At 72.0% G+C, this 16,957-nt stretch carries 18 protein-coding genes and 1 riboswitch; of the genes, 3 read left to right on the top strand and 15 right to left on the bottom strand.

The window, feature by feature from the left end:
- Nucleotides 1–32: 32 nt before the first annotated feature.
- The 9 genes from ABLE68_RS11570 to ABLE68_RS11530 all read right to left on the bottom strand — a co-directional run bounded on the left by ABLE68_RS11570 (nt 33) and on the right by ABLE68_RS11530 (nt 8,800).
- Nucleotides 33–1,166 (bottom strand): XdhC family protein, encoded by a 1,134-nt coding sequence (locus ABLE68_RS11570; protein WP_348871474.1) that lies wholly within the window; start codon nt 1,164–1,166, stop codon nt 33–35.
- Nucleotides 1,159–2,256 carry a vWA domain-containing protein gene (locus tag ABLE68_RS11565; RefSeq protein WP_348873263.1) on the bottom strand — a complete coding sequence of 366 codons (1,098 nt, stop codon included), beginning with the start codon at nt 2,254–2,256 and terminating at the stop codon, nt 1,159–1,161. The genes ABLE68_RS11570 and ABLE68_RS11565 overlap by 8 nt, the downstream gene beginning before the upstream one ends.
- A 5-nt stretch (nt 2,257–2,261) precedes the next feature.
- A complete protein-coding gene (locus tag ABLE68_RS11560; protein ID WP_348871473.1) occupies nt 2,262–3,137 on the bottom strand; it encodes an AAA family ATPase in 876 nt (291 codons plus the stop codon).
- 9 nt (nt 3,138–3,146) lie between these two features.
- Nucleotides 3,147–3,746 carry a nucleotidyltransferase family protein gene (locus ABLE68_RS11555; protein WP_348871472.1) on the bottom strand — a complete coding sequence of 200 codons (600 nt, stop codon included), beginning with the start codon at nt 3,744–3,746 and terminating at the stop codon, nt 3,147–3,149.
- On the bottom strand, nt 3,746–4,378 hold the full coding sequence (locus tag ABLE68_RS11550) for a hypothetical protein (RefSeq protein WP_348871471.1): 633 nt from the start codon (nt 4,376–4,378) through the stop codon (nt 3,746–3,748). The genes ABLE68_RS11555 and ABLE68_RS11550 overlap by 1 nt, the downstream gene beginning before the upstream one ends.
- Complete coding sequence (locus ABLE68_RS11545) at nt 4,375–4,872, bottom strand: RNA polymerase sigma factor (protein ID WP_348871470.1); 498 nt, start codon at nt 4,870–4,872, stop codon at nt 4,375–4,377. The genes ABLE68_RS11550 and ABLE68_RS11545 overlap by 4 nt, the downstream gene beginning before the upstream one ends.
- Nucleotides 4,873–5,081: 209 nt before the next feature.
- Nucleotides 5,082–6,710 (bottom strand): chaperonin GroEL, encoded by a 1,629-nt coding sequence (gene groL, locus ABLE68_RS11540; RefSeq protein WP_348871469.1) that lies wholly within the window; start codon nt 6,708–6,710, stop codon nt 5,082–5,084.
- A 197-nt stretch (nt 6,711–6,907) separates the two neighbouring features.
- Nucleotides 6,908–7,759, bottom strand: coding sequence for an ATP-grasp domain-containing protein (locus ABLE68_RS11535; protein WP_348871468.1), 852 nt, complete (start codon nt 7,757–7,759; stop codon nt 6,908–6,910).
- A gap of 18 nt (nt 7,760–7,777) precedes the next feature.
- On the bottom strand, nt 7,778–8,800 hold the full coding sequence (locus ABLE68_RS11530; RefSeq protein WP_348871467.1) for a LacI family DNA-binding transcriptional regulator: 1,023 nt from the start codon (nt 8,798–8,800) through the stop codon (nt 7,778–7,780).
- A 318-nt stretch (nt 8,801–9,118) separates the two neighbouring features.
- Here ABLE68_RS11530 and ABLE68_RS11525 point away from each other — a divergent pair, with 318 nt between their 5' ends.
- The 3 genes from ABLE68_RS11525 to ABLE68_RS11515 are packed head-to-tail and all read left to right on the top strand — an operon-like array spanning nt 9,119 to nt 11,021.
- Nucleotides 9,119–9,478, top strand: coding sequence for a YciI family protein (locus tag ABLE68_RS11525; RefSeq protein ID WP_348871466.1), 360 nt, complete (start codon nt 9,119–9,121; stop codon nt 9,476–9,478).
- Nucleotides 9,479–9,486: 8 nt separating this feature from the next.
- Complete coding sequence (locus ABLE68_RS11520; RefSeq protein WP_348871465.1) at nt 9,487–9,822, top strand: YciI family protein; 336 nt, start codon at nt 9,487–9,489, stop codon at nt 9,820–9,822.
- Nucleotides 9,823–9,860: 38 nt separating this feature from the next.
- Nucleotides 9,861–11,021 (top strand): RNA polymerase sigma factor, encoded by a 1,161-nt coding sequence (locus tag ABLE68_RS11515; RefSeq protein WP_348871464.1) that lies wholly within the window; start codon nt 9,861–9,863, stop codon nt 11,019–11,021.
- Nucleotides 11,022–11,025: 4 nt separating this feature from the next.
- Here ABLE68_RS11515 and ABLE68_RS11510 read toward each other — a convergent pair whose 3' ends face one another.
- The 6 genes from ABLE68_RS11510 to napA form a co-directional block, all read right to left on the bottom strand.
- Nucleotides 11,026–11,304, bottom strand: coding sequence for a MoaD/ThiS family protein (locus tag ABLE68_RS11510; RefSeq protein WP_348871462.1), 279 nt, complete (start codon nt 11,302–11,304; stop codon nt 11,026–11,028).
- 22 nt (nt 11,305–11,326) lie between these two features.
- Entirely contained in the window at nt 11,327–12,592 is a 1,266-nt protein-coding gene (gene thrC, locus ABLE68_RS11505) for a threonine synthase (RefSeq protein ID WP_348871461.1), read from the bottom strand.
- 10 nt (nt 12,593–12,602) lie between these two features.
- Nucleotides 12,603–12,748: riboswitch (SAM riboswitch) on the bottom strand.
- A gap of 82 nt (nt 12,749–12,830) precedes the next feature.
- Nucleotides 12,831–15,146 (bottom strand): endopeptidase La, encoded by a 2,316-nt coding sequence (lon, locus tag ABLE68_RS11500; protein ID WP_348871459.1) that lies wholly within the window; start codon nt 15,144–15,146, stop codon nt 12,831–12,833.
- A gap of 143 nt (nt 15,147–15,289) precedes the next feature.
- On the bottom strand, nt 15,290–16,132 hold the full coding sequence (gene otsB / locus ABLE68_RS11495) for a trehalose-phosphatase (protein ID WP_348871458.1): 843 nt from the start codon (nt 16,130–16,132) through the stop codon (nt 15,290–15,292).
- A 29-nt stretch (nt 16,133–16,161) separates the two neighbouring features.
- The gene (locus ABLE68_RS11490) at nt 16,162–16,656 is read right to left on the bottom strand and encodes a LytR C-terminal domain-containing protein (protein WP_348871457.1); all 495 of its coding nucleotides are present in this window, start codon (nt 16,654–16,656) and stop codon (nt 16,162–16,164) included.
- Nucleotide 16,657: 1 nt separating this feature from the next.
- A complete protein-coding gene (gene napA, locus ABLE68_RS11485) occupies nt 16,658–16,954 on the bottom strand; it encodes a nucleoid-associated protein NapA (RefSeq protein WP_348871456.1) in 297 nt (98 codons plus the stop codon).
- Nucleotides 16,955–16,957 lie beyond the last annotated feature (3 nt).

Here is a 16,957-nt window from a genome sequence, read left to right as displayed (position 1 = left end):
GCTCGAAGGTAGCACCGGGTGGGTGACCCACGTCACAGGTCGGCGAGCCCCCGGTGGATGCGCCCGTCGACGGCCGCGAGCCGCTCGCCGGAGCCGCCCCAGCGGCCCGCGATGATCTCGGCGGCGATGCTGATCGCGGTCTCCTCGGGGGTGCGCGCGCCGAGGTCGAGACCGATCGGGCTGGAGAGCCGCTCGAGCTCCTTGTCGTCGATGCCGGCCTCGCGCAGGCGCGCCAGCCGGTCGTCGTGCGTCCGGCGCGAGCCCATCGCCCCGACGTACGCGACCTCGGGCAGCCGCAGCGCGACCTCGAGCAGGGGTACGTCGAACTTCGGGTCGTGGGTGAGCACGGCCAGCACCGTGCGCGCGTCGATCCGGCCGGCCTCGGCCTCGGCGGTGAGGTAGCGGTGCGGCCAGTCGACGACGACCTCGTCGGCCTCCGGGAAGCGGCTGGCGGTCGCGAAGACGGGCCGCGCGTCGCAGACGGTCACGTGGTAGCCGAGGAAGCTGCCGACCTTGGCCACGGCGGCCGCGAAGTCGATGGCGCCGAAGACGAGCATCCGCGGCTTGGGGGCGAAGGACCACACGAACACCCGCATGCCCTCGCCGCGTCGCTCGCCGTCGGGGCCGTAGCCGAGCGTCGCGTTGCTGCCGGCGGCGAGCAGCCCGAGGGCGTCGTCGCGGATCGCGTCATCGGCACGTGCGGAGCCGAGGGACGCCGACGACAACCCGTCGGGGCGTACGACGATGCGCCGGCCCAGCCACGTGGGGTCGGGGTGCTCGATCACGGTCGCGAGGGCGACCGGCCGGCCGGCCTCGACGTCGGCCGCGATCTCCTCGAGCTCGGGGAAGGTCTCGCGGCTGACCTTCTCGACGAAGACGTCGAGGATGCCGCCGCAGGTCAGTCCGACGGCGAACGCGTCGTCGTCGGAGACGCCGTACCTCTGCAGGACGGGGTCACCGGAGGAGACGACCTCCTCGGCGAGGGCGTAGACCGCACCCTCGACACAGCCGCCCGACACGGAGCCCACCGCCGTACCGTCCGGTCCGACGAGCATCGAGGCGCCGGCCGGGCGCGGGGCGGACTGGAAGGTCGCGACCACGGTGCCGACGCCGACCGTCTGGCCCGCTCGCCACCACTCCAGCAGCTCGGGCAGCACGTCACGCACGCGAGACCACCTCCGTCAGCTCGGCGAAGGTCGCCAGCGAGTGGCCGGCGACGAAGTCGTCGCAGTGGGGCAGCGCGGCGACGACACCCTGCTGGACGGGCTCGTAGCCGGACTTCCCCCGGTGGGGGTTGACCCACACGACCCGGTGGGCGATCCGGCCGAGCCGCGCCATCTGCTCGCCGAGCAGGGTCGGGTCGCCGCGCTCCCAGCCGTCGCTGAACACCACGACGACGGAGCCGCGGGCCATCCCGCGCTGACCCCAGCGGTCGAGGAAGAAGCGGAGCGTCTCGCCGAGGCGGGTGCCGCCGGACCAGTCCGGCACCGTCTCGCCGGCCGCGATCAGCGCGCGCTCGGGGTCGCGGATACGCATCGCCCGGGTCACGTGGGTGACGCGGGTGCCGACCGTGAAGGTCTCGACCGACGGCGTGGCCTGGGTGAAGCGGTGGGCCAGTCGGAGCAGGGCGTCGGCGTAGCCGCTCATCGAGCCGGACACGTCGACCAGCAGCACCACCCGGCGCGGCCGGACGCCGCGACGGCGCCAGGCGATCTCGCTCGGCTCACCCATCCGCCGGAGGCTGGCGCGCAGGGTGCGCGACGCGTCGACGCGGCCGCGGTGCCAGCGCTGGTGGCGCGCCGTACGCCGGACGGGCGGGCGCGGCCGCAGGGTCGTGAACATCCCGGCCAGCTGGTGCTTCTCGGCCGCCGAGAGCGTCGCCAGGTCGCGGTGGCGGAGCACCTCGGCGGCGCTGGCCTTGGCGCGGACGACGTCGGCGTCGTCGGACTCCCCCTCGCCGGACGACTCGGTCTCGGGCAGGTTGGTGAAGCCCGGCACCGCCGACTGCGCGGGCCGCGCCCGGGGCAGGCCGTCGCGACCGGTGAAGAACGCGGTGAAGACCTGGTCGTAGCGCTCGAGGTCGTCGGGTCCCGCGCAGAGCGTGGCGCGGCCGGCGAGGTACGTCGCGCGCTGGTCGTCGAGCCCGAGGACCGCCGTGGCCGCCAGGAACCCGTGGGCGCGGTCCTGGGTGACCGGTACCCCGGCCGCCCGCAGCGCGCGGGTGAAGGCCAGCAGGACCTCGTCGCCGCCGCGCATCACGCTCACGACCGGAGCATCTGGTCGAGCGCGTGGCGGACGCGGTCGGCGTCCTCGCGGTACTTCACCAGCGCACCCAGCGTCGCCGACGCCGAGGCGAGGTCGATCTCGGCGGTGCCGAGGTAGTGGAGAGCACGCGCCCAGTCGAGGGTCTCCGCCACGCCGGGCGGCTTCTGCAGGTCGTCGCGACCGCGCAGCTGCTGGACCAGCGACACCACCTGGTGGCGCAGCGACTCGGAGACCTCGGGCGCCCGCGACCGCAGGATCTCGAGCTCGCGCTCCAGGCCCGGGTGGTCTATCCACTGGTAGAGGCAGCGCCGCTTGAGGGCGTCGTGCAGCTCGCGGGTGCGGTTGGAGGTGAGGACGACGATCGGAGGCGTCGTCGCCCGGACGGTGCCGAGCTCGGGGATCGTCACCTGGTAGGTCGACAGCACCTCGAGCAGGAACGCCTCGAACTCGTCGTCGGCCCGGTCGACCTCGTCGATCAGCAGCACGGCCGGGCTCTCCTGCAGCGCCTGCAGCACCGGCCGCGCGAGCAGGAAGCGCGCGTCGTACAGGCTCTTCTCGGCCTCGGCGACGTCGGCGCCGCCGCCCGCCGCCTCGAGCGCGCGGAGGTGGAGGATCTGACGGGGGAAGTCCCAGTCGTAGAGGGCCTGCGTCGCGTCGATGCCCTCGTAGCACTGGAGCCGCACGAGCGGCAGGTCGAGCGCCTCCGCGATCGCCTCCGCGAGCGCGGTCTTGCCGGTGCCGGGCTCACCCTCGAGCAGGAGCGGTCGCTGCATCCGCAGCGCGAGGAAGGTGACCGTGGCGAGCGCGTCATCGCACAGGTAGCCGGTCGCGCCGAGACGCTCGGCGACGGCACTGGCGGACTCGAGCTCCATGCCTCCAGGCTACCCAGGCGGGTGTTGGTCGCCGGTTGGTCCGTCGCCCCGGCTGTCGACGTCGCGGCCGGTCGCGAGGTCACCGCACTCGACGACCTCGACGTCGTGGGTGGCGAGGTAGCCACGAGCACCACGGTCGCCGCTCGCCTCCTCGGCCACCTCGACCCAGTGGTCGCGCCCGATCACGACGGGGTGACCGACCTGGCCGTCGTACGAAGCACGCCGCAGGGTCGTGCGTCCGGTGGGCTGGTCGAGCAGGCGGCGTACGACGTCGGGGCCCACGTCCGGGAGGTCGACGAGCGTGACCACCACGGCCTGGGAGTCGCTCACCGTGAGCGCGGCCAGCCCCGCCCGCAGCGAGGCGGACATGCCCTCGGCCCACTCCGCGACCACGACGCCGGTGGCGCCGGAGCCCTCGAGCAGCGGGAGTGCCTCCTCGGCGGAGGCGCCCAGGACGACGCTCACCCGGGTGCAGCCGCCGTCGACGAGCGCACGGACGCCGCGGACCAGCCACGGCTCGCCGTCGTCGCCGCGCACCAGCGCCTTGGGCATCCCCATCCGGGACCCGGCACCGGCGGCGAGCAGCAGGCCGTGGACGTGGTCGGGCATCAGCCGGGGAACGCCTCGGCGTAGACCGCGGACAGGTCGTCGGAGTAGGCAGCGCTGAAGCCGCACACGGTGACGGCGCCCTCGTCGGTCGCGGAGACCAGGTAGCGCTGGCCGGCCTCGAAGTGGACCGCGCTCAGCAGCCGCTCCCACTCCTCACCCGGGGCGGTCACCTTCACGACGTCGGTCGGCTCACCGGCGTACCACTTCGTGGTCGTCAGGGTGACCGTGTCGCCGTCGATGACGCTGACGGTGCCGTCGAAGGCGGTCGGCATCTGGGCGAGCGTCTGGGCGTTCGGGACCATGCACTTGGCGTGCGTCGCGCCGTCATCGGGCGCGGACAGGGTGGTCACGGTCTGCGCCGGCTCCGGCTTGGCCGAGGTCGGTGACGCGTTGTCGCCGGTCGCGGCCTTGATGCCGATGATGCCGCCCACCAGCAGCACCACGACCGCCGCCGCGGCGACCAGCCAGGTCAGCGGGCCGCGCCCCTGGGTCCCGTCCTCACGCTTCTCGGTGGTCAGCTCGGTGCTCATGACGTCCTCCAGGAGTCGGGCCACCCGGTCGGGGTCGGCCGGCGGGAGCGACGACGCGGGGTCGGCGGCCCGGAGCCGGGCCTGCAGCTCGTCGTCGTTCATGGCACCTCATGTCCGGATGCGGCCTGGATCTTTCGCATCTGCTCGCGGAGTTTCTCGCGAGCCCGGTGGAGACGGATGCTCGCGGCGTTGGTGGTGATGTCGAGGACGGTCGCGACCTCGCCCGGCGCCAGCTGCTCCCAGGCCCACAGGCGCAGGAGCTCGGCGTCGTCGGGGTTCAGCGCGGCCAGCGCCTCGTGGAGCGTCAGGTCCTCGGGCGGGCCGGTGTCGACCGGCTCCGCGGCGAGCCGCGCCGCGGCCCGCTCCTGCCGGCGGGCGGACCGCTCGGCGTTGCGCAGGCAGTTGCGCGCCACGCCGTACGCCCAGGGCAGCGGCTCGTCCGGGAGGTCCGCGACCCGTCGCCAGCAGACCAGCAGGGTCTCGGCGAGCACGTCCTCCGCCGTGGCCGCATCGGTACGCCGGGCCAGGAACCGCCGCAGCGGCTCGATCAGGGTCGGCGCGACCGCTTCGAAGCGGTCCCGTCGGCTCTCGTCCACGGCACCACCCTCACACAGCCACGTTGAGTCGAGACTTCCGCGGGTCGAATCGAGAGTTCCGTCGATCGAGTCGAGGGTTTCGTCACCAGAACTCCCGACTCAACGGACGGAAGTCTCGACTCAACCGACGGAAGTCTCGATTCAACGGAATGCCGAACGGCCCCGATCCAGAGGACCGAGGCCGTTCGGGTGAAGCGGTGAGGCTGGACTCAGAAGTCCATGCCGCCCATGCCACCGGTCGGGTCGCCGCCCATGGGCGCCGCCTTCTCCGGCTTGTCGGCGACAACGGCCTCGGTGGTGAGGAAAAGCGCCGCGATGGAGGCGGCGTTCTGCAGCGCGCTGCGGGTCACCTTGGCGGGGTCGATGATGCCGGAGGCGATCATGTCGACGTACTCGCCGGTGGCCGCGTTGAGGCCGTGACCGGCCGTCAGGTTGCGCACCTTCTCCGCCACGACGCCGCCCTCGAGGCCGGCGTTGATCGCGATCTGCTTGAGCGGGGCGTCGGACGCGAAGCGCACGATGTTGGCACCGGTCGCCTCGTCACCCGTGAGCTCGAGCTTGTCGAACGCGGTGGCCGCAGCCTGCACCAGAGCAACGCCACCACCGGCGACGATGCCCTCCTCGACGGCCGCCTTCGCGTTGCGAACGGCGTCCTCGATGCGGTGCTTGCGCTCCTTGAGCTCGACCTCGGTGGCCGCGCCGACCTTGATGACCGCAACACCGCCGGCCAGCTTGGCCAGGCGCTCCTGCAGCTTCTCGCGGTCGTAGTCGGAGTCCGACTTCTCGATCTCGGCACGGATCTGGTTGACGCGACCAGCGATCTGGTCGGCGTCGCCAGCGCCCTCGACGATGGTGGTCTCGTCCTTGGTGATGACGACCTTGCGGGCCTGGCCGAGCAGCTCGATGCCGGTCGACTCGAGCTTGAGGCCGACCTCCTCCGAGATGACCTGGCCGCCGGTCAGGATCGCGATGTCCTGCAGCATGGCCTTGCGGCGGTCACCGAAGCCCGGAGCCTTGACGGCGACGGACTTGAAGGTGCCACGGATCTTGTTGACGACCAGGGTCGACAGGGCCTCACCGTCGGTGTCCTCGGCGAGGATCAGCAGCGGCTTGCCGGACTGCATGACCTTCTCGAGCAGCGGCAGCAGGTCCTTGACCGACGAGATCTTCTGGTTGGCGATCAGGATGTAGGGGTCCTCGAGGACCGTCTCCATCCGCTCGGGGTCGGTGACGAAGTAGGCCGAGATGTAGCCCTTGTCGAACCGCATGCCCTCGGTGAGCTCGAGGTCGAGGCCGAACGTGTTCGACTCCTCGACGGTGATGACGCCTTCCTTGCCGACCTTGTCCATCGCCTCGGCGATGATCTCGCCGACGGTGGTGTCAGCGGCGGAGATCGACGCGGTCGCGGCGATCTGCTCCTTGGTCTCGATGTCGATCGCCATGTTGGAGAGCTGCTCCGACACGGCGGCGACAGCGGCCTCGATGCCGCGCTTGAGGCCCATCGGGTTCGCACCCGCGGCCACGTTGCGCAGGCCCTCGCGGACCATCGCCTGGGCGAGGACCGTGGCGGTCGTGGTGCCGTCACCAGCGACGTCGTCGGTCTTCTTGGCGACCTCCTTGACGAGCTCGGCACCGATCTTCTCGTAGGGGTCCTCGAGCTCGATCTCCTTGGCGATGGACACACCATCGTTGGTGATCGTCGGGGCGCCCCACTTCTTCTCGAGCACGACGTTGCGGCCCTTGGGACCGAGGGTGACCTTGACGGCGTCAGCGAGCGTGTTCATGCCACGCTCGAGACCGCGCCGGGCCTCCTCGTTGAAAGCAATCAGCTTGGGCATAACTCCTGCGATTCCTTCGCATTGGAAGTTTGTCCGGGGCGGCGGGTTGCCCGCGACGGACGGCCCCCGCTGGACCCGGCGAACCCTTCTCGCCGGCGCATCAGGACCTCAACGTCGCCGTTCCGGTGGTGGCACTCTCCGGTCGAGAGTGCCAGCGTCATGTTTAGCACTCGCCCCTGGCGAGTGCAAGGCGGGGTTCAGCGGCGGACGTGGGCGAGGACGGCGTCCGCGAACGGGTCGGCGTTGCCGGGCAGCACGTCGAGGTAGAGGCCGGGCTCGGTCACCTCGACCTCGCTCACGACCAGGCGGCCCTCGTGGCGCATCAGGTCGACGCGCCCGTAGACGATCTCGTCGCCGATCAGGTCGGCGACCGCAGCGATCGCCTCCATCGCGAGCAGGGCCGTGTCGCGGGCCAGCGGCACCGCCCGCGACGACCCGCCGAACTGCTCGTGCACCCGGATGTCGGTGGTGCTCGGCAGCTTGTCGACCTGGCTGACCGCGTGCCCGCCGATCACGAAGACGGACATCTCGCCGTCGTGGTGGATCGACTCGACGAGCGGCTGGACCACCCAGGGGCCCGGGTGCCCGGCGTACGGCGTCCAGGTCGCCGCCTCCTGCACGACCTCGAGCCCACGCCCGCCGGCCCCCACCCGCGGCTTGACGACCGCGACCTCGAGCCGGGCCGCCTCGGCTCGCACCTGCTCGACGGTGTCGGCGGCGACGGTCGGGACGACGGGGAGACCGGCGTTGTGCAGGTCGATGAGGTAGCGCTTGTCGGTGTTCCACCGGAAGACCTCGTGGCCGTTGAGCAGGGCCGGCCCCAACCCGGCCGCCCAGCTGACGAACTCGCCGACCCGCTGGTCGTAGTCCCAGGTCGAGCGGACCGCGATCACCGCAGCCTGGCTCCAGTCGACGTCGAGGTCGTCCCAGACCACCCAGCGGGAGTCCAGGCCGCGCTCGTCGAGCGCGGCGTCCAGCGCCTCGTGGCCGGGCTCGCCCTCGGCGAGCTGGCTGCAGGTCGCGAGCAGGACGAGGGGTCGATTCTCCACGCGCCGAACCCTAGGACCTCAGCTGCTACCGCGCACCACGAGATGGGTGGGCAGCATCCGACCGGGCCGGGACGCCTCCGGCGCCTGGGTGGCCTCGAGGAGCAGGTCGACCATCGCCCGGCCCATCTGCTCGGGCGACTGGTGCACGGTGGTCAGCGGGGGCAGCGTGGAACGGGCGATCGGTGCGTCCTCGAAGCCGACCACGGCGACGTCCTCGGGGACCCGTCGTCCGGCCTCGCGCAGCGCGAGCAGGGCGCCGGCGGCCATCAGGTCGTTGGCGCAGAAGACGCCGTCGAGGTCGGGGGCGCGCACGAGCAGCTCGCGCATCGCACGCTCACCGCTGCCCTGGCCGAAGTCGCCGCGGACGACGAGCCGCTCGTCCAGCGGCAGGCCGGCCGCCTCGAGGGCCGCGACGTACCCCTGGAAGCGCGAGCGACCGGCGACCATGTCGGCAGGGCCGGCGATGGTCGCGACGCGGGTGCGACCGCGCTCGACCAGGTGGCCGACCGCGAGCTCGGCGCCCTGGACGTTGTCGACGTCGACGTAGTCCGAGCGCAGGTCCTCGCGCGCCCGGCCGCCGACGACGACCGGCAGCCCGTGGGCGCGGATCAGGTCGGGGAGCTCGTCGTCGTCGTGGAGGGAGAGGAGGAGCACGCCGTCGACGTGCTGACGCGTGAGCCAGTGGTCGAGGCCGCCGCGACGCTGGGACGCCTGGGCGAGCAGCAGCACCAGCTGCCGGTCGGCCTCGGCGAGGGCGGAGCCGATCCCGCGGATGATGCCGGCGAAGAACGGCTCCCCGAAGACCCGTTCCTCGGACTCGGCGATGACCAGCGCGACCGCGTCGGTGCGGCGGGTGACGAGGGCGCGGGCGGCGGCGTTCGGCACGTAGCCGAGCTCCTCGATCGCCTGCTCGACGGCCTGGCGGGCCCGGTCGGAGACCTTCTCGCCGCCGTTGATCACGCGCGAGGCCGTGCCGCGACCGACACCGGCCAGCGCGGCGACCTCCTCGAGCGTCGGTCGGGTCCGTGGCGGCCGGGTCATGGCGTCAGTATGCCGGTGGCCCCGCTACCGGCTGAGCGCGCGAACGGCGGGCCTGGGATGTCGAGAAGTCCCCAGGCCCGCCGCACGGACAGGCCCGCCGCAGAACCGCCGTTCACGGCGGGTACTCCCCCACGTGCGTTCGAGGCCATCGCGCGGTCCACCCCTCGAGCGAACGTGGTCTGTGGGAGCGTTCCCACAACCACTCTGGATCCTGTCGGGAGGCCTGTCAAGAGTTCTCGTGGGGCCCGATGTCGATTTGTCGCAGGCTCGCGCGTCATCGCGGTGTCAGACTCGATGCACGACCGAGAGGAACCCGTCATGAGCACCTACGTCGTCCTGCTGCCCGGCAACGAGAGCACCTGGGAGCACGCCACCGAGGAGCAGCGCTCCGCCACCTACGCCAAGCACGGCGAGTTCGCCCGCCTGCTCGAGGAGCGCGGCCACAAGGCCACCGGGGGCGCCGAGCTCCTGCACTCCACCACCGCCAAGATCGTGCGGAGCGACGGCTCCGGCACGTCGGTCACCGACGGCCCGTACGCCGAGACCGTCGAGCAGCTGACCGGCTTCTACGTCGTCGACACCGACGACCTCGACGACCTCCTCGAGATCTGCGGCGTCCTCGCCGAGGGCGGCGCGGTCGAGGTCCGCGGCACGGTCGACCACTCGGGGGACATGTGAGGTTCCTGGTGCTGCTGACCGAGGACGACCACTTCGCGAAGTGGGAGGCCGCCGACGAGGCCCTGCGCCAGCGGGTCATCGCCGACTTCAACGCCTTCGACGAGGCGGTCCGGGCCCGCGGGTCGATCGTGACCGGCGACGCCCTGGACCGGCCCGGCACCGCGCGCACCCTCCAGCCCGGGCACCGGACCGTGACCGAGGGACCGTTCGCCGAGACCGTCGAGCAGCTCGGCGGCTTCTACCTCATCGACGTACCGTCGCTCGAGGACGCGCTCGAGACGGTCCGGCTGCTGCCGACGGAGTACACGATCGAGGTGCGCCCGACGCTCGAGGTCCAGATCTGACGCCGCTCGAGCGACTCCTGCGCGACGAGTGGGGCCGGTTGCTGGCCCTGCTCGTCGCGCAGTTCCGGCGGCTCGACCTGGCCGAGGACGGCCTGGCCGACGCGTTCGAGGCGGCGGCCCGCACGTGGGACGTCGTCCCCGACAACCCGCCCGCCTGGCTGCTGACCGCGGCCCGGCGGCGGATCCTCGACCGGCTCCGGGCCGAGGCGGTCGCCGCGCGCAAGCTCCCGCTGCTCGCGGTCGACGCGGAGGTCCAGGAGGAGGCGCAGGCGTTCATGGCCGGTGCCGGTGAGCCCGTCGTCGACGAGCGGCTGCGGCTGGTGCTGCTCTGCGCGCACCCGTCGCTGCCGGCGCCCTCCGCCGCGGCGCTGACCCTGCGCCTGGTGCTCGGCGTACCGACCGAGGACGTCGCGCGGCTCTTCCTGGTGCCGACGCCGACGATGGCCGCCCGGTTGACGCGCGCCCGCAAGCGGCTCGCCGCCGAGGCCTTCACGGTGCCCGACGACCTGGCGCCGCGGGTGTCGGTGGTCGCGGACGTCGCCTACCTCGCCTTCACGGCCGGCTACGCGCCCGGCTCCGGACCGGACGTGCTGCGCGCCGATGTCGCGGGCGAGGCGATCCGGCTGGTGCGGGTGCTGCGATCCGTGCTGCCCACGTCGTACGACGACCTCGGCGACCTCGACGCGCTGCTGGCCCTGATGCTCATCCAGCACTCCCGACGCGACGCCCGCGTCTCGCCCGACGGCCTGGTGCTGCTGCCCGACCAGGACCGCTCCCGCTGGCACCGCGACGAGATCGGCGAGGCGGTGGGGCTGCTCGCCCCGATCGCCGGCGCACCGGCGACGCCGTACCTCCTGCAGGCGCTGATCGCCGCCGAGCACGCGATCGCCCCGACCGCGGCCGACACCCACTGGGAGCGGATCGCCGCGCGCTACCTCGAGCTCGAGGAGCTCACGGGGTCACCGGTCGTCCGGCTCAACCGGGCGGTCGCCGTCGCCGAGGCGGCCGGGCCGCTCGCGGGGCTGGCGCTGCTGGACGGGCTGTCGCTGCCGGGGCACCGGCTCCCGGCGGCCCGGGCCGAGCTGCTCGCTCGTGCAGGTCGCCTCGACGACGCGCGCACGTCGTACGACGAGGCCATCGGCCGCTGCGCCAACCTGGCCGAGCGGGCGCACCTTATCGAGCGCCGCGCCCAGCTGTAACGGATCAGCAGCCGCCGGCGACGGCCGGGATCACCGAGATCTGGGTGCCGTCGGGGGTGGGCGTGGCGAGGTTGTCGAGGAACCGCACGTCGTCGTTGTCGACATAGACGTTGACGAAGCGCCGCAGCTGGCCGGCCTCGTCGAGGATCCGGCCCTTGATGCCGCTGTAGCTGCCGTCCAGGTCGTCGAGCACCTCGGCCAGGGTGCCGCCCGCGGCGGTCACCTCGGACTCGCCACCGGTGTAGGTGCGCAGGATGGTCGGGATGCGGACGGACACGCTCATGGTCTGGATGCTCCTCGGAGGGTCAGGCGATGCCGGAGGCGACGAAGGCGGCGTACGACGGCTCGATGGTCGCGGCCGGACCGACCGAGCCGGAGACCGCGTCGAGCGTCTTCAGGCCGTGGCCGGTGTTGATCACGACGGTCTCGAGCGACGGGTCGAGCTGGCCGGTCTCGGTGAGCTTCTTGAGGACGGCGACGGTGGTGCCGCCGGCGGTCTCGGTGAAGATCCCCTCGGTGCGGGCCAGCAGCACGATGCCGGCGCGGACCTCGTCGTCGGTGACGTCCTCGACGGCGCCGCCGGTCTCGCGGCAGATGTCGAGCACGTATATGCCGTCGGCCGGGTTGCCGATGGCCAGGCTCTTGGCGATGGTGTCCGGCTTGACCGGGCGGATCACGTCGACGCCGGCCTTGTAGGCGACCGACACGGGCGAGCAGCCCTCGGCCTGCGCGCCGAAGATGCGGTAGGGCTTCGCCTCGACGAGGCCGAGCTTGATCAGCTCCTGGAAGGCCTTGTGCACCTTGGTGAGCTGGGAGCCGCTCGCGACCGGGATGACGACCTGGTCGGGCAGCCGCCAGCCGAGCTGCTCGGCGATCTCGTAGCCCAGGGTCTTGGAGCCCTCGGCGTAGTAGGGCCGGACGTTGACGTTGACGAACGCCCAGCCGTCCTCCTCGCCCGCGATCTCGGAGGCGAGCTTGTTGACGTCGTCGTAGTTGCCGTTAACGGCGACCAGCGACTCGGTGAAGACCGCGGAGTTGACCTGCTTGGGCTGCTCGAGGTTGCTCGGGATGAAGACGACCGTCTTGATCCCGGCGCGGGCGCCGGCGGCCGCGACGGCGTTGGCGAGGTTGCCGGTCGACGGGCAGGCGAAGACCTTGGCGCCGAGCTCGCGGGCCGCGCTCAGCGCGCAGGCGACGACACGGTCCTTGAAGGAGTTGGTGGGGTTGGTCGAGTCGTCCTTCACCCACAGGTTCGTGATGCCCAGCTCGGCACCGAGGTTGTGGGCCTTCAGCAGCCGGGTGAAGCCCGGCTCCATGTTGGGGCTCTCCTCGACGTCGGTCGGGACCGGCAGCAGCGCCTTGTAGCGCCAGATGTTCGCGGGTCCGGCCTCGATCTGCTCGCGGGTGACCTCGCCGAACTCGTAGGCGATCTCCAGCGGGCCGAAGCACTCCGGACACGCGTAGAAGGGGCCCAGGTCGACCTGGTGACCGCACTCGCGGCACGACAGCGCGACGGCGCTGCCGAACGCGCCCTCGCGGGTCGTCTGCTTCTCGACAACAACAGCGCTCATGAAGTCCTCCTTCTCATCTTCTCCGGCTGCGACGGTCGCGCCGGACGGAATTGGCACCGTTTCCGCGAACCGCATCCCGATGTTCCGGGCGGCGGAGGCTCGCGGCGGTTGCCGGGACTTCACAGGGCCGTATCCCTCTGTCCCTCTTGATGAGCTGACGAGAACAGTACGCCGGCCGTCTCAGCATGTGCACATCGCATCCACATGCTGGACGACCTGCGTCCGTATGGCGTCGGGGTCAGGCCGCGACGGTGGCGGCCTCCGCAGCCGGCTCGAGCGCGCCGCGGACGACGTCCATCACGTCACCGACCACGTGGACGGTGAGCGACTCCAGCACGTCGGCGGGCACGTCGTCCAGGTCGGGCTCGTTGCGCAGCGGCACGAACACCTCGGTCAGGCCGTTGCGCTGGGCAGCGAGCAGCTTCTGCTTGAGCCCGCCGATCGGCAGCACCCGGCCGTTGAGGGTGACCTCGCCGGTCATGCCGACCTCGGAGCGCACCGGGCGACCGGTCGCGAGCGAGGTGAGCGCGGTGACCATCGTGATGCCCGCGGACGGTCCGTCCTTGGGCGTCGCGCCGGCCGGCACGTGCACGTGGATCGCCTTCTCGAAGAACGCCGGGTCGACGCCCAGGTCGGCCGCGTGCGCCCGGACGAAGGAGAGCGCGATCTGCGCGGACTCCTTCATCACGTCACCGAGCTGACCGGTCAGGGTGAGACCGGCCGTGCCCTCGGACGCCGACGCCTCGATGAAGAGCACGTCGCCGCCGAGACCCGTGACGGCGAGACCGGTGGCCACGCCCGGGACCGACGTACGTTCGTGCGCCTCCGGCGTGAACCGCGGCCGCCCGACCAGGTCCTTGAGCTGCGGCAGGTCGATGTCGACGTGCGTCTCGCCGGTCGCGAGCTTGGTCGCCGCCTTGCGCAGCGCCTTGGCGAGCAGCCGCTCCATCTGGCGTACGCCGGCCTCGCGGGTGTAGTTGGCCGCCATCTCGCGCAGCGCCGCGTCGGTCACGGAGACCTCGTCGGCGGTCAGCGCGGCCCGCTCCAGCTGCCGGGGCAGCAGGAAGTCGCGGGCGATGGCGACCTTGTCGTCCTCGGTGTAGCCGTCGAGGGTGACCAGCTCCATCCGGTCCAGCAGCGCCGACGGGATCTGCTCGACCACGTTGGCGGTGGCGATGAACAGCACGTCGGACAGGTCCAGGTCGAGCTCGAGGTAGTGGTCGCGGAACGTGTGGTTCTGCGCCGGGTCGAGCACCTCGAGCAGCGCGGCCGCCGGGTCGCCGCGGTAGTCCGCGCCGACCTTGTCGACCTCGTCGAGGAGCACGACCGGGTTCATCGAGCCGGCCTCCTTGATGGCACGGACGATCCGGCCGGGGAGCGCACCGACGTACGTCCGCCGGTGGCCGCGGATCTCGGCCTCGTCGCGCACGCCACCGAGCGCGACGCGGACGAACTTGCGACCGAGGGCGTGGGCGACGGACTCACCGAGCGAGGTCTTGCCGACTCCGGGAGGACCGGCGAGCAGCACGACGGCACCGGAGCCACGGCCGCCGACGACCTGCAGGCCGCGCTCGGCGCGCCGGGACCGGACCGCGAGGTACTCCACGATCCGCTCCTTGACCTCGTCGAGGCCGTGGTGGTCGGCGTCGAGCACGGCGCGGGCCGCGACGACGTCGTTGGAGTCCTCGGTGGTGACGGTCCACGGCAGCTCGAGCACGGTGTCGAGCCAGGTGCGGATCCACGAGACCTCGGGGCTCTGGTCGCTGGAGCGCTCGAGCTTGTCGACCTCCTTGAGGGCGGCAGCGCGTACGGCGTCGGGCAGGTCGGCGGCCTCCACGCGGGCGCGGTAGTCGTCGGCCCCCTCGGGCTCGCCCTCGCCGAGCTCCTTGCGGATCGCGGCGAGCTGCTGGCGCAGGAGGTACTCCCGCTGCGTCTTCTCCATGCCCTCACGGACGTCCTCACCGATCTTGTCGGTGAGCTCGGACTCGGCGAGGTGGTCGCGGGTCCAGCCGATGAGGGTGTCGAGGCGCGACTCGACGTCGGGGTTCTCGAGGAGCTCGCGCTTGCTCTCGATGGAGAGGTACGGCGCGTAGCCGGCCGCGTCCGCGATCCCGGACGGGTCGGTCATCTGGTGCACCTGGTCGATGACCTGCCAGGCCTCGCGGCGCTGGAGGACGGCGATCACGAGGCGCTTGTACTCCTCGGCGAGCTCGCGGGCGTGGTCGCTGACCACGTCGGCGACCGGCTCGACCTCGACCCACAGGGCAGCACCTGGACCGGTGACACCGGAGCCGATCCGGCCGCGGGAGCCGGCCTTGAGCACGGCAGCGGGGGTGCCGCCGCTGAAGCGGCCGACGCGCTCGACGGTCGCGATCACGCCGTACGACGCGTAGCGGTCCTCGAGCCGCGGGGCGAGGAGGAGCTCGCCGCCGGAGCTGGCCTGGGCGGCGTCGACGGCGGCCTGGGCGGCCTCGTCGAGCGGGATGGGGACGACCATGCCGGGCAGGACGACCATGTCGGAGAGAAACAGCACCGGGAGAGAGGCTTGAGTCATACCCACTCAACTCTCACCTGGGACCCGGTGTTCCGGAGAGTGCCTCCTGTTCACCGATGGCGAACGCGGGAACCAATCCTGGCGGGATAGTCACGGACGAAAGGACCCATGTCGAGCCCGCAAATGGTGCTTTTCGTCCGTGACTATCCCGCAGCGGCGGCGTCGACCGTCAGCTGGCGGAGCAGGTCGAGGACGCCCTCGGGGCCCTTGACCACGACGTCGGAGAGGGCCACCAGCGCGCTCTCCTCGGTGGAGGCGGAGCAGACCAGGAGGGTGGGCATGCCCTGCTCGCGGAGCGCGGCGACCGCCTCGAAGGCCTCCATGTCGCCGAGGTCGTCGCCGGCGAAGAGGAAGGCGCCGGCGTCCAGCTCGGCGACGAGCGTCTCGACCGCGTGACCCTTGTGCCGGCCGGGTGAGCGCACCTCGATCACGTTGCGGCCCGGCTCGACGACCAAGTCGTGGCGGGCGGCGAGCTCGCGCATCGGGGGCAGCAGCCGCTGGAAGGCGGCGTCCGGGTCGTCGAGGCGCCGGGTGTGGACGGCGACGGCGAGACCCTTGTCCTCGACCCACGCGTCGGCGGCCGAGGCGCGGCGCAGGACACCGGTCAGCTCTCGCTCGAACGACGCCAGGCCGCGCGGCGGTCGGGGGGACAGGATCCGGCGGTTCGTCGACGACCACCGCTCGTTGCCGTACTGCCCGAAGACGTAGAGGTCCGCCTCGTTGCTCGCCAGCTCGTTGCCGACCTCCTCGAGCCCGCCGAGGTCGAGCACCTGACGGGCCGGGCGGCCGGTGATCACCGCGATCGCGGCCACCTGGGCGGCGAGGTCGACGAGCACCTCGGACGCGTCCGGGTGGATGTGCGCGGACTCCGGGTCGTCGACGATCGGCGACAGCGTGCCGTCGAAGTCGAGCCCGACGACGCAGCGCGACGCCGCGCGCACGAGAGCGTCGTAGCGCCTCTCACCCTCGGAGGAGGTGAACTCCATGGGTCAAGCCAACCACGGGTCGGCTCGCCTCAGGAAAGCGGTCCGGTGAGGATGACCGTCAGCCGGTCGGAGCGCATCGGGTTGACGGCGGGAGCCGTACGCCGGATGCCGAGGTCGAGCGCGAGCTTCTTCGCGGCGGCCTTGAGCTGCTTGGGGTAGTAGACCGTGGTCGCCGGGATCGTGCCGTACCAGTTGTCGGAGCCGACGACGTGCCAGCCGATGCCCGAGGCGTGCTCGGAGACCTGGCCGGCCAGGCCGGTGATGCCGGAGTTGTTGAAGACCACGACGTTGACCTGGCCGCGCTTGACGGCGGGCTTCTCCGGCTTGGGGTCGGCCGAGGGGGTGAACGACGGGGCCGAGCTGGCGCTGTGGGTCGGCTGGTCGGAGACCGTGGTGACCTCGCGCTCGGTGGGCTCGCCGCCGCGGGTCGCGACGAAGGCGACCGCAGCCATCGCCACGGCGATGATGCTGAGCATCACTACCGGCGACGGGATGGCGGCGCCCCGCTGGTTGCGGAACCGCATGTCAGACCTCGAAGCCGAGACGACGTGCGGAGCGCTGCCGCTGCCGGGCGGCGCGGAGGCGACGCAGCCGACGGACCAGGAGCGGGTCGGCCTCGAGCGCCTCGGGACGGTCGATCAGAGCGTTGAGGACCTGGTAGTAGCGCGTCGACGACATGTCGAACTGCTCGCGGACCGCGGTCTCCTTGGCGCCGGCGTACTTCCACCACTGCCGCTCGAACTCGAGGATCTCGCGGTCGCGTTCACTGAGGGTCGGTGCCGCCTCTTCGGCAGCGCCGTGCAGTGCGTTCGCGGCGTCCATGGA

It is taken from the genome of Nocardioides pollutisoli (assembly GCF_040045055.1).
Classification (GTDB): domain Bacteria; phylum Actinomycetota; class Actinomycetes; order Propionibacteriales; family Nocardioidaceae; genus Nocardioides; species Nocardioides tweenelious.
This window is presented reverse-complemented; position numbering and strand designations above follow the sequence as displayed.

What these genes read in the sequence shown, in the direction of transcription:
- groL (WP_348871469.1), bottom strand. Translation starts at nt 6,710, where the DNA reads ATGCCCAAGCTGATTGCTTTCAACGAGGAGGCCCGGCGCGGTCTCGAG.
- ABLE68_RS11555 (WP_348871472.1), bottom strand. Translation starts at nt 3,746, where the DNA reads ATGCCCGACCACGTCCACGGCCTGCTGCTCGCCGCCGGTGCCGGGTCC.
- napA (WP_348871456.1), bottom strand. Translation starts at nt 16,954, where the DNA reads ATGGACGCCGCGAACGCACTGCACGGCGCTGCCGAAGAGGCGGCACCG.
- otsB (WP_348871458.1), bottom strand. Translation starts at nt 16,132, where the DNA reads ATGGAGTTCACCTCCTCCGAGGGTGAGAGGCGCTACGACGCTCTCGTG.
- ABLE68_RS11530 (WP_348871467.1), bottom strand. Translation starts at nt 8,800, where the DNA reads ATGACCCGGCCGCCACGGACCCGACCGACGCTCGAGGAGGTCGCCGCG.
- ABLE68_RS11510 (WP_348871462.1), bottom strand. Translation starts at nt 11,304, where the DNA reads ATGAGCGTGTCCGTCCGCATCCCGACCATCCTGCGCACCTACACCGGT.
- ABLE68_RS11525 (WP_348871466.1), top strand. Translation starts at nt 9,119, where the DNA reads ATGAGCACCTACGTCGTCCTGCTGCCCGGCAACGAGAGCACCTGGGAG.
- ABLE68_RS11565 (WP_348873263.1), bottom strand. Translation starts at nt 2,256, where the DNA reads ATGCGCGGCGGCGACGAGGTCCTGCTGGCCTTCACCCGCGCGCTGCGG.
- thrC (WP_348871461.1), bottom strand. Translation starts at nt 12,592, where the DNA reads ATGAGCGCTGTTGTTGTCGAGAAGCAGACGACCCGCGAGGGCGCGTTC.
- ABLE68_RS11560 (WP_348871473.1), bottom strand. Translation starts at nt 3,137, where the DNA reads ATGGAGCTCGAGTCCGCCAGTGCCGTCGCCGAGCGTCTCGGCGCGACC.
- lon (WP_348871459.1), bottom strand. Translation starts at nt 15,146, where the DNA reads ATGACTCAAGCCTCTCTCCCGGTGCTGTTTCTCTCCGACATGGTCGTC.
- ABLE68_RS11490 (WP_348871457.1), bottom strand. Translation starts at nt 16,656, where the DNA reads ATGCGGTTCCGCAACCAGCGGGGCGCCGCCATCCCGTCGCCGGTAGTG.
- ABLE68_RS11550 (WP_348871471.1), bottom strand. Translation starts at nt 4,378, where the DNA reads ATGAACGACGACGAGCTGCAGGCCCGGCTCCGGGCCGCCGACCCCGCG.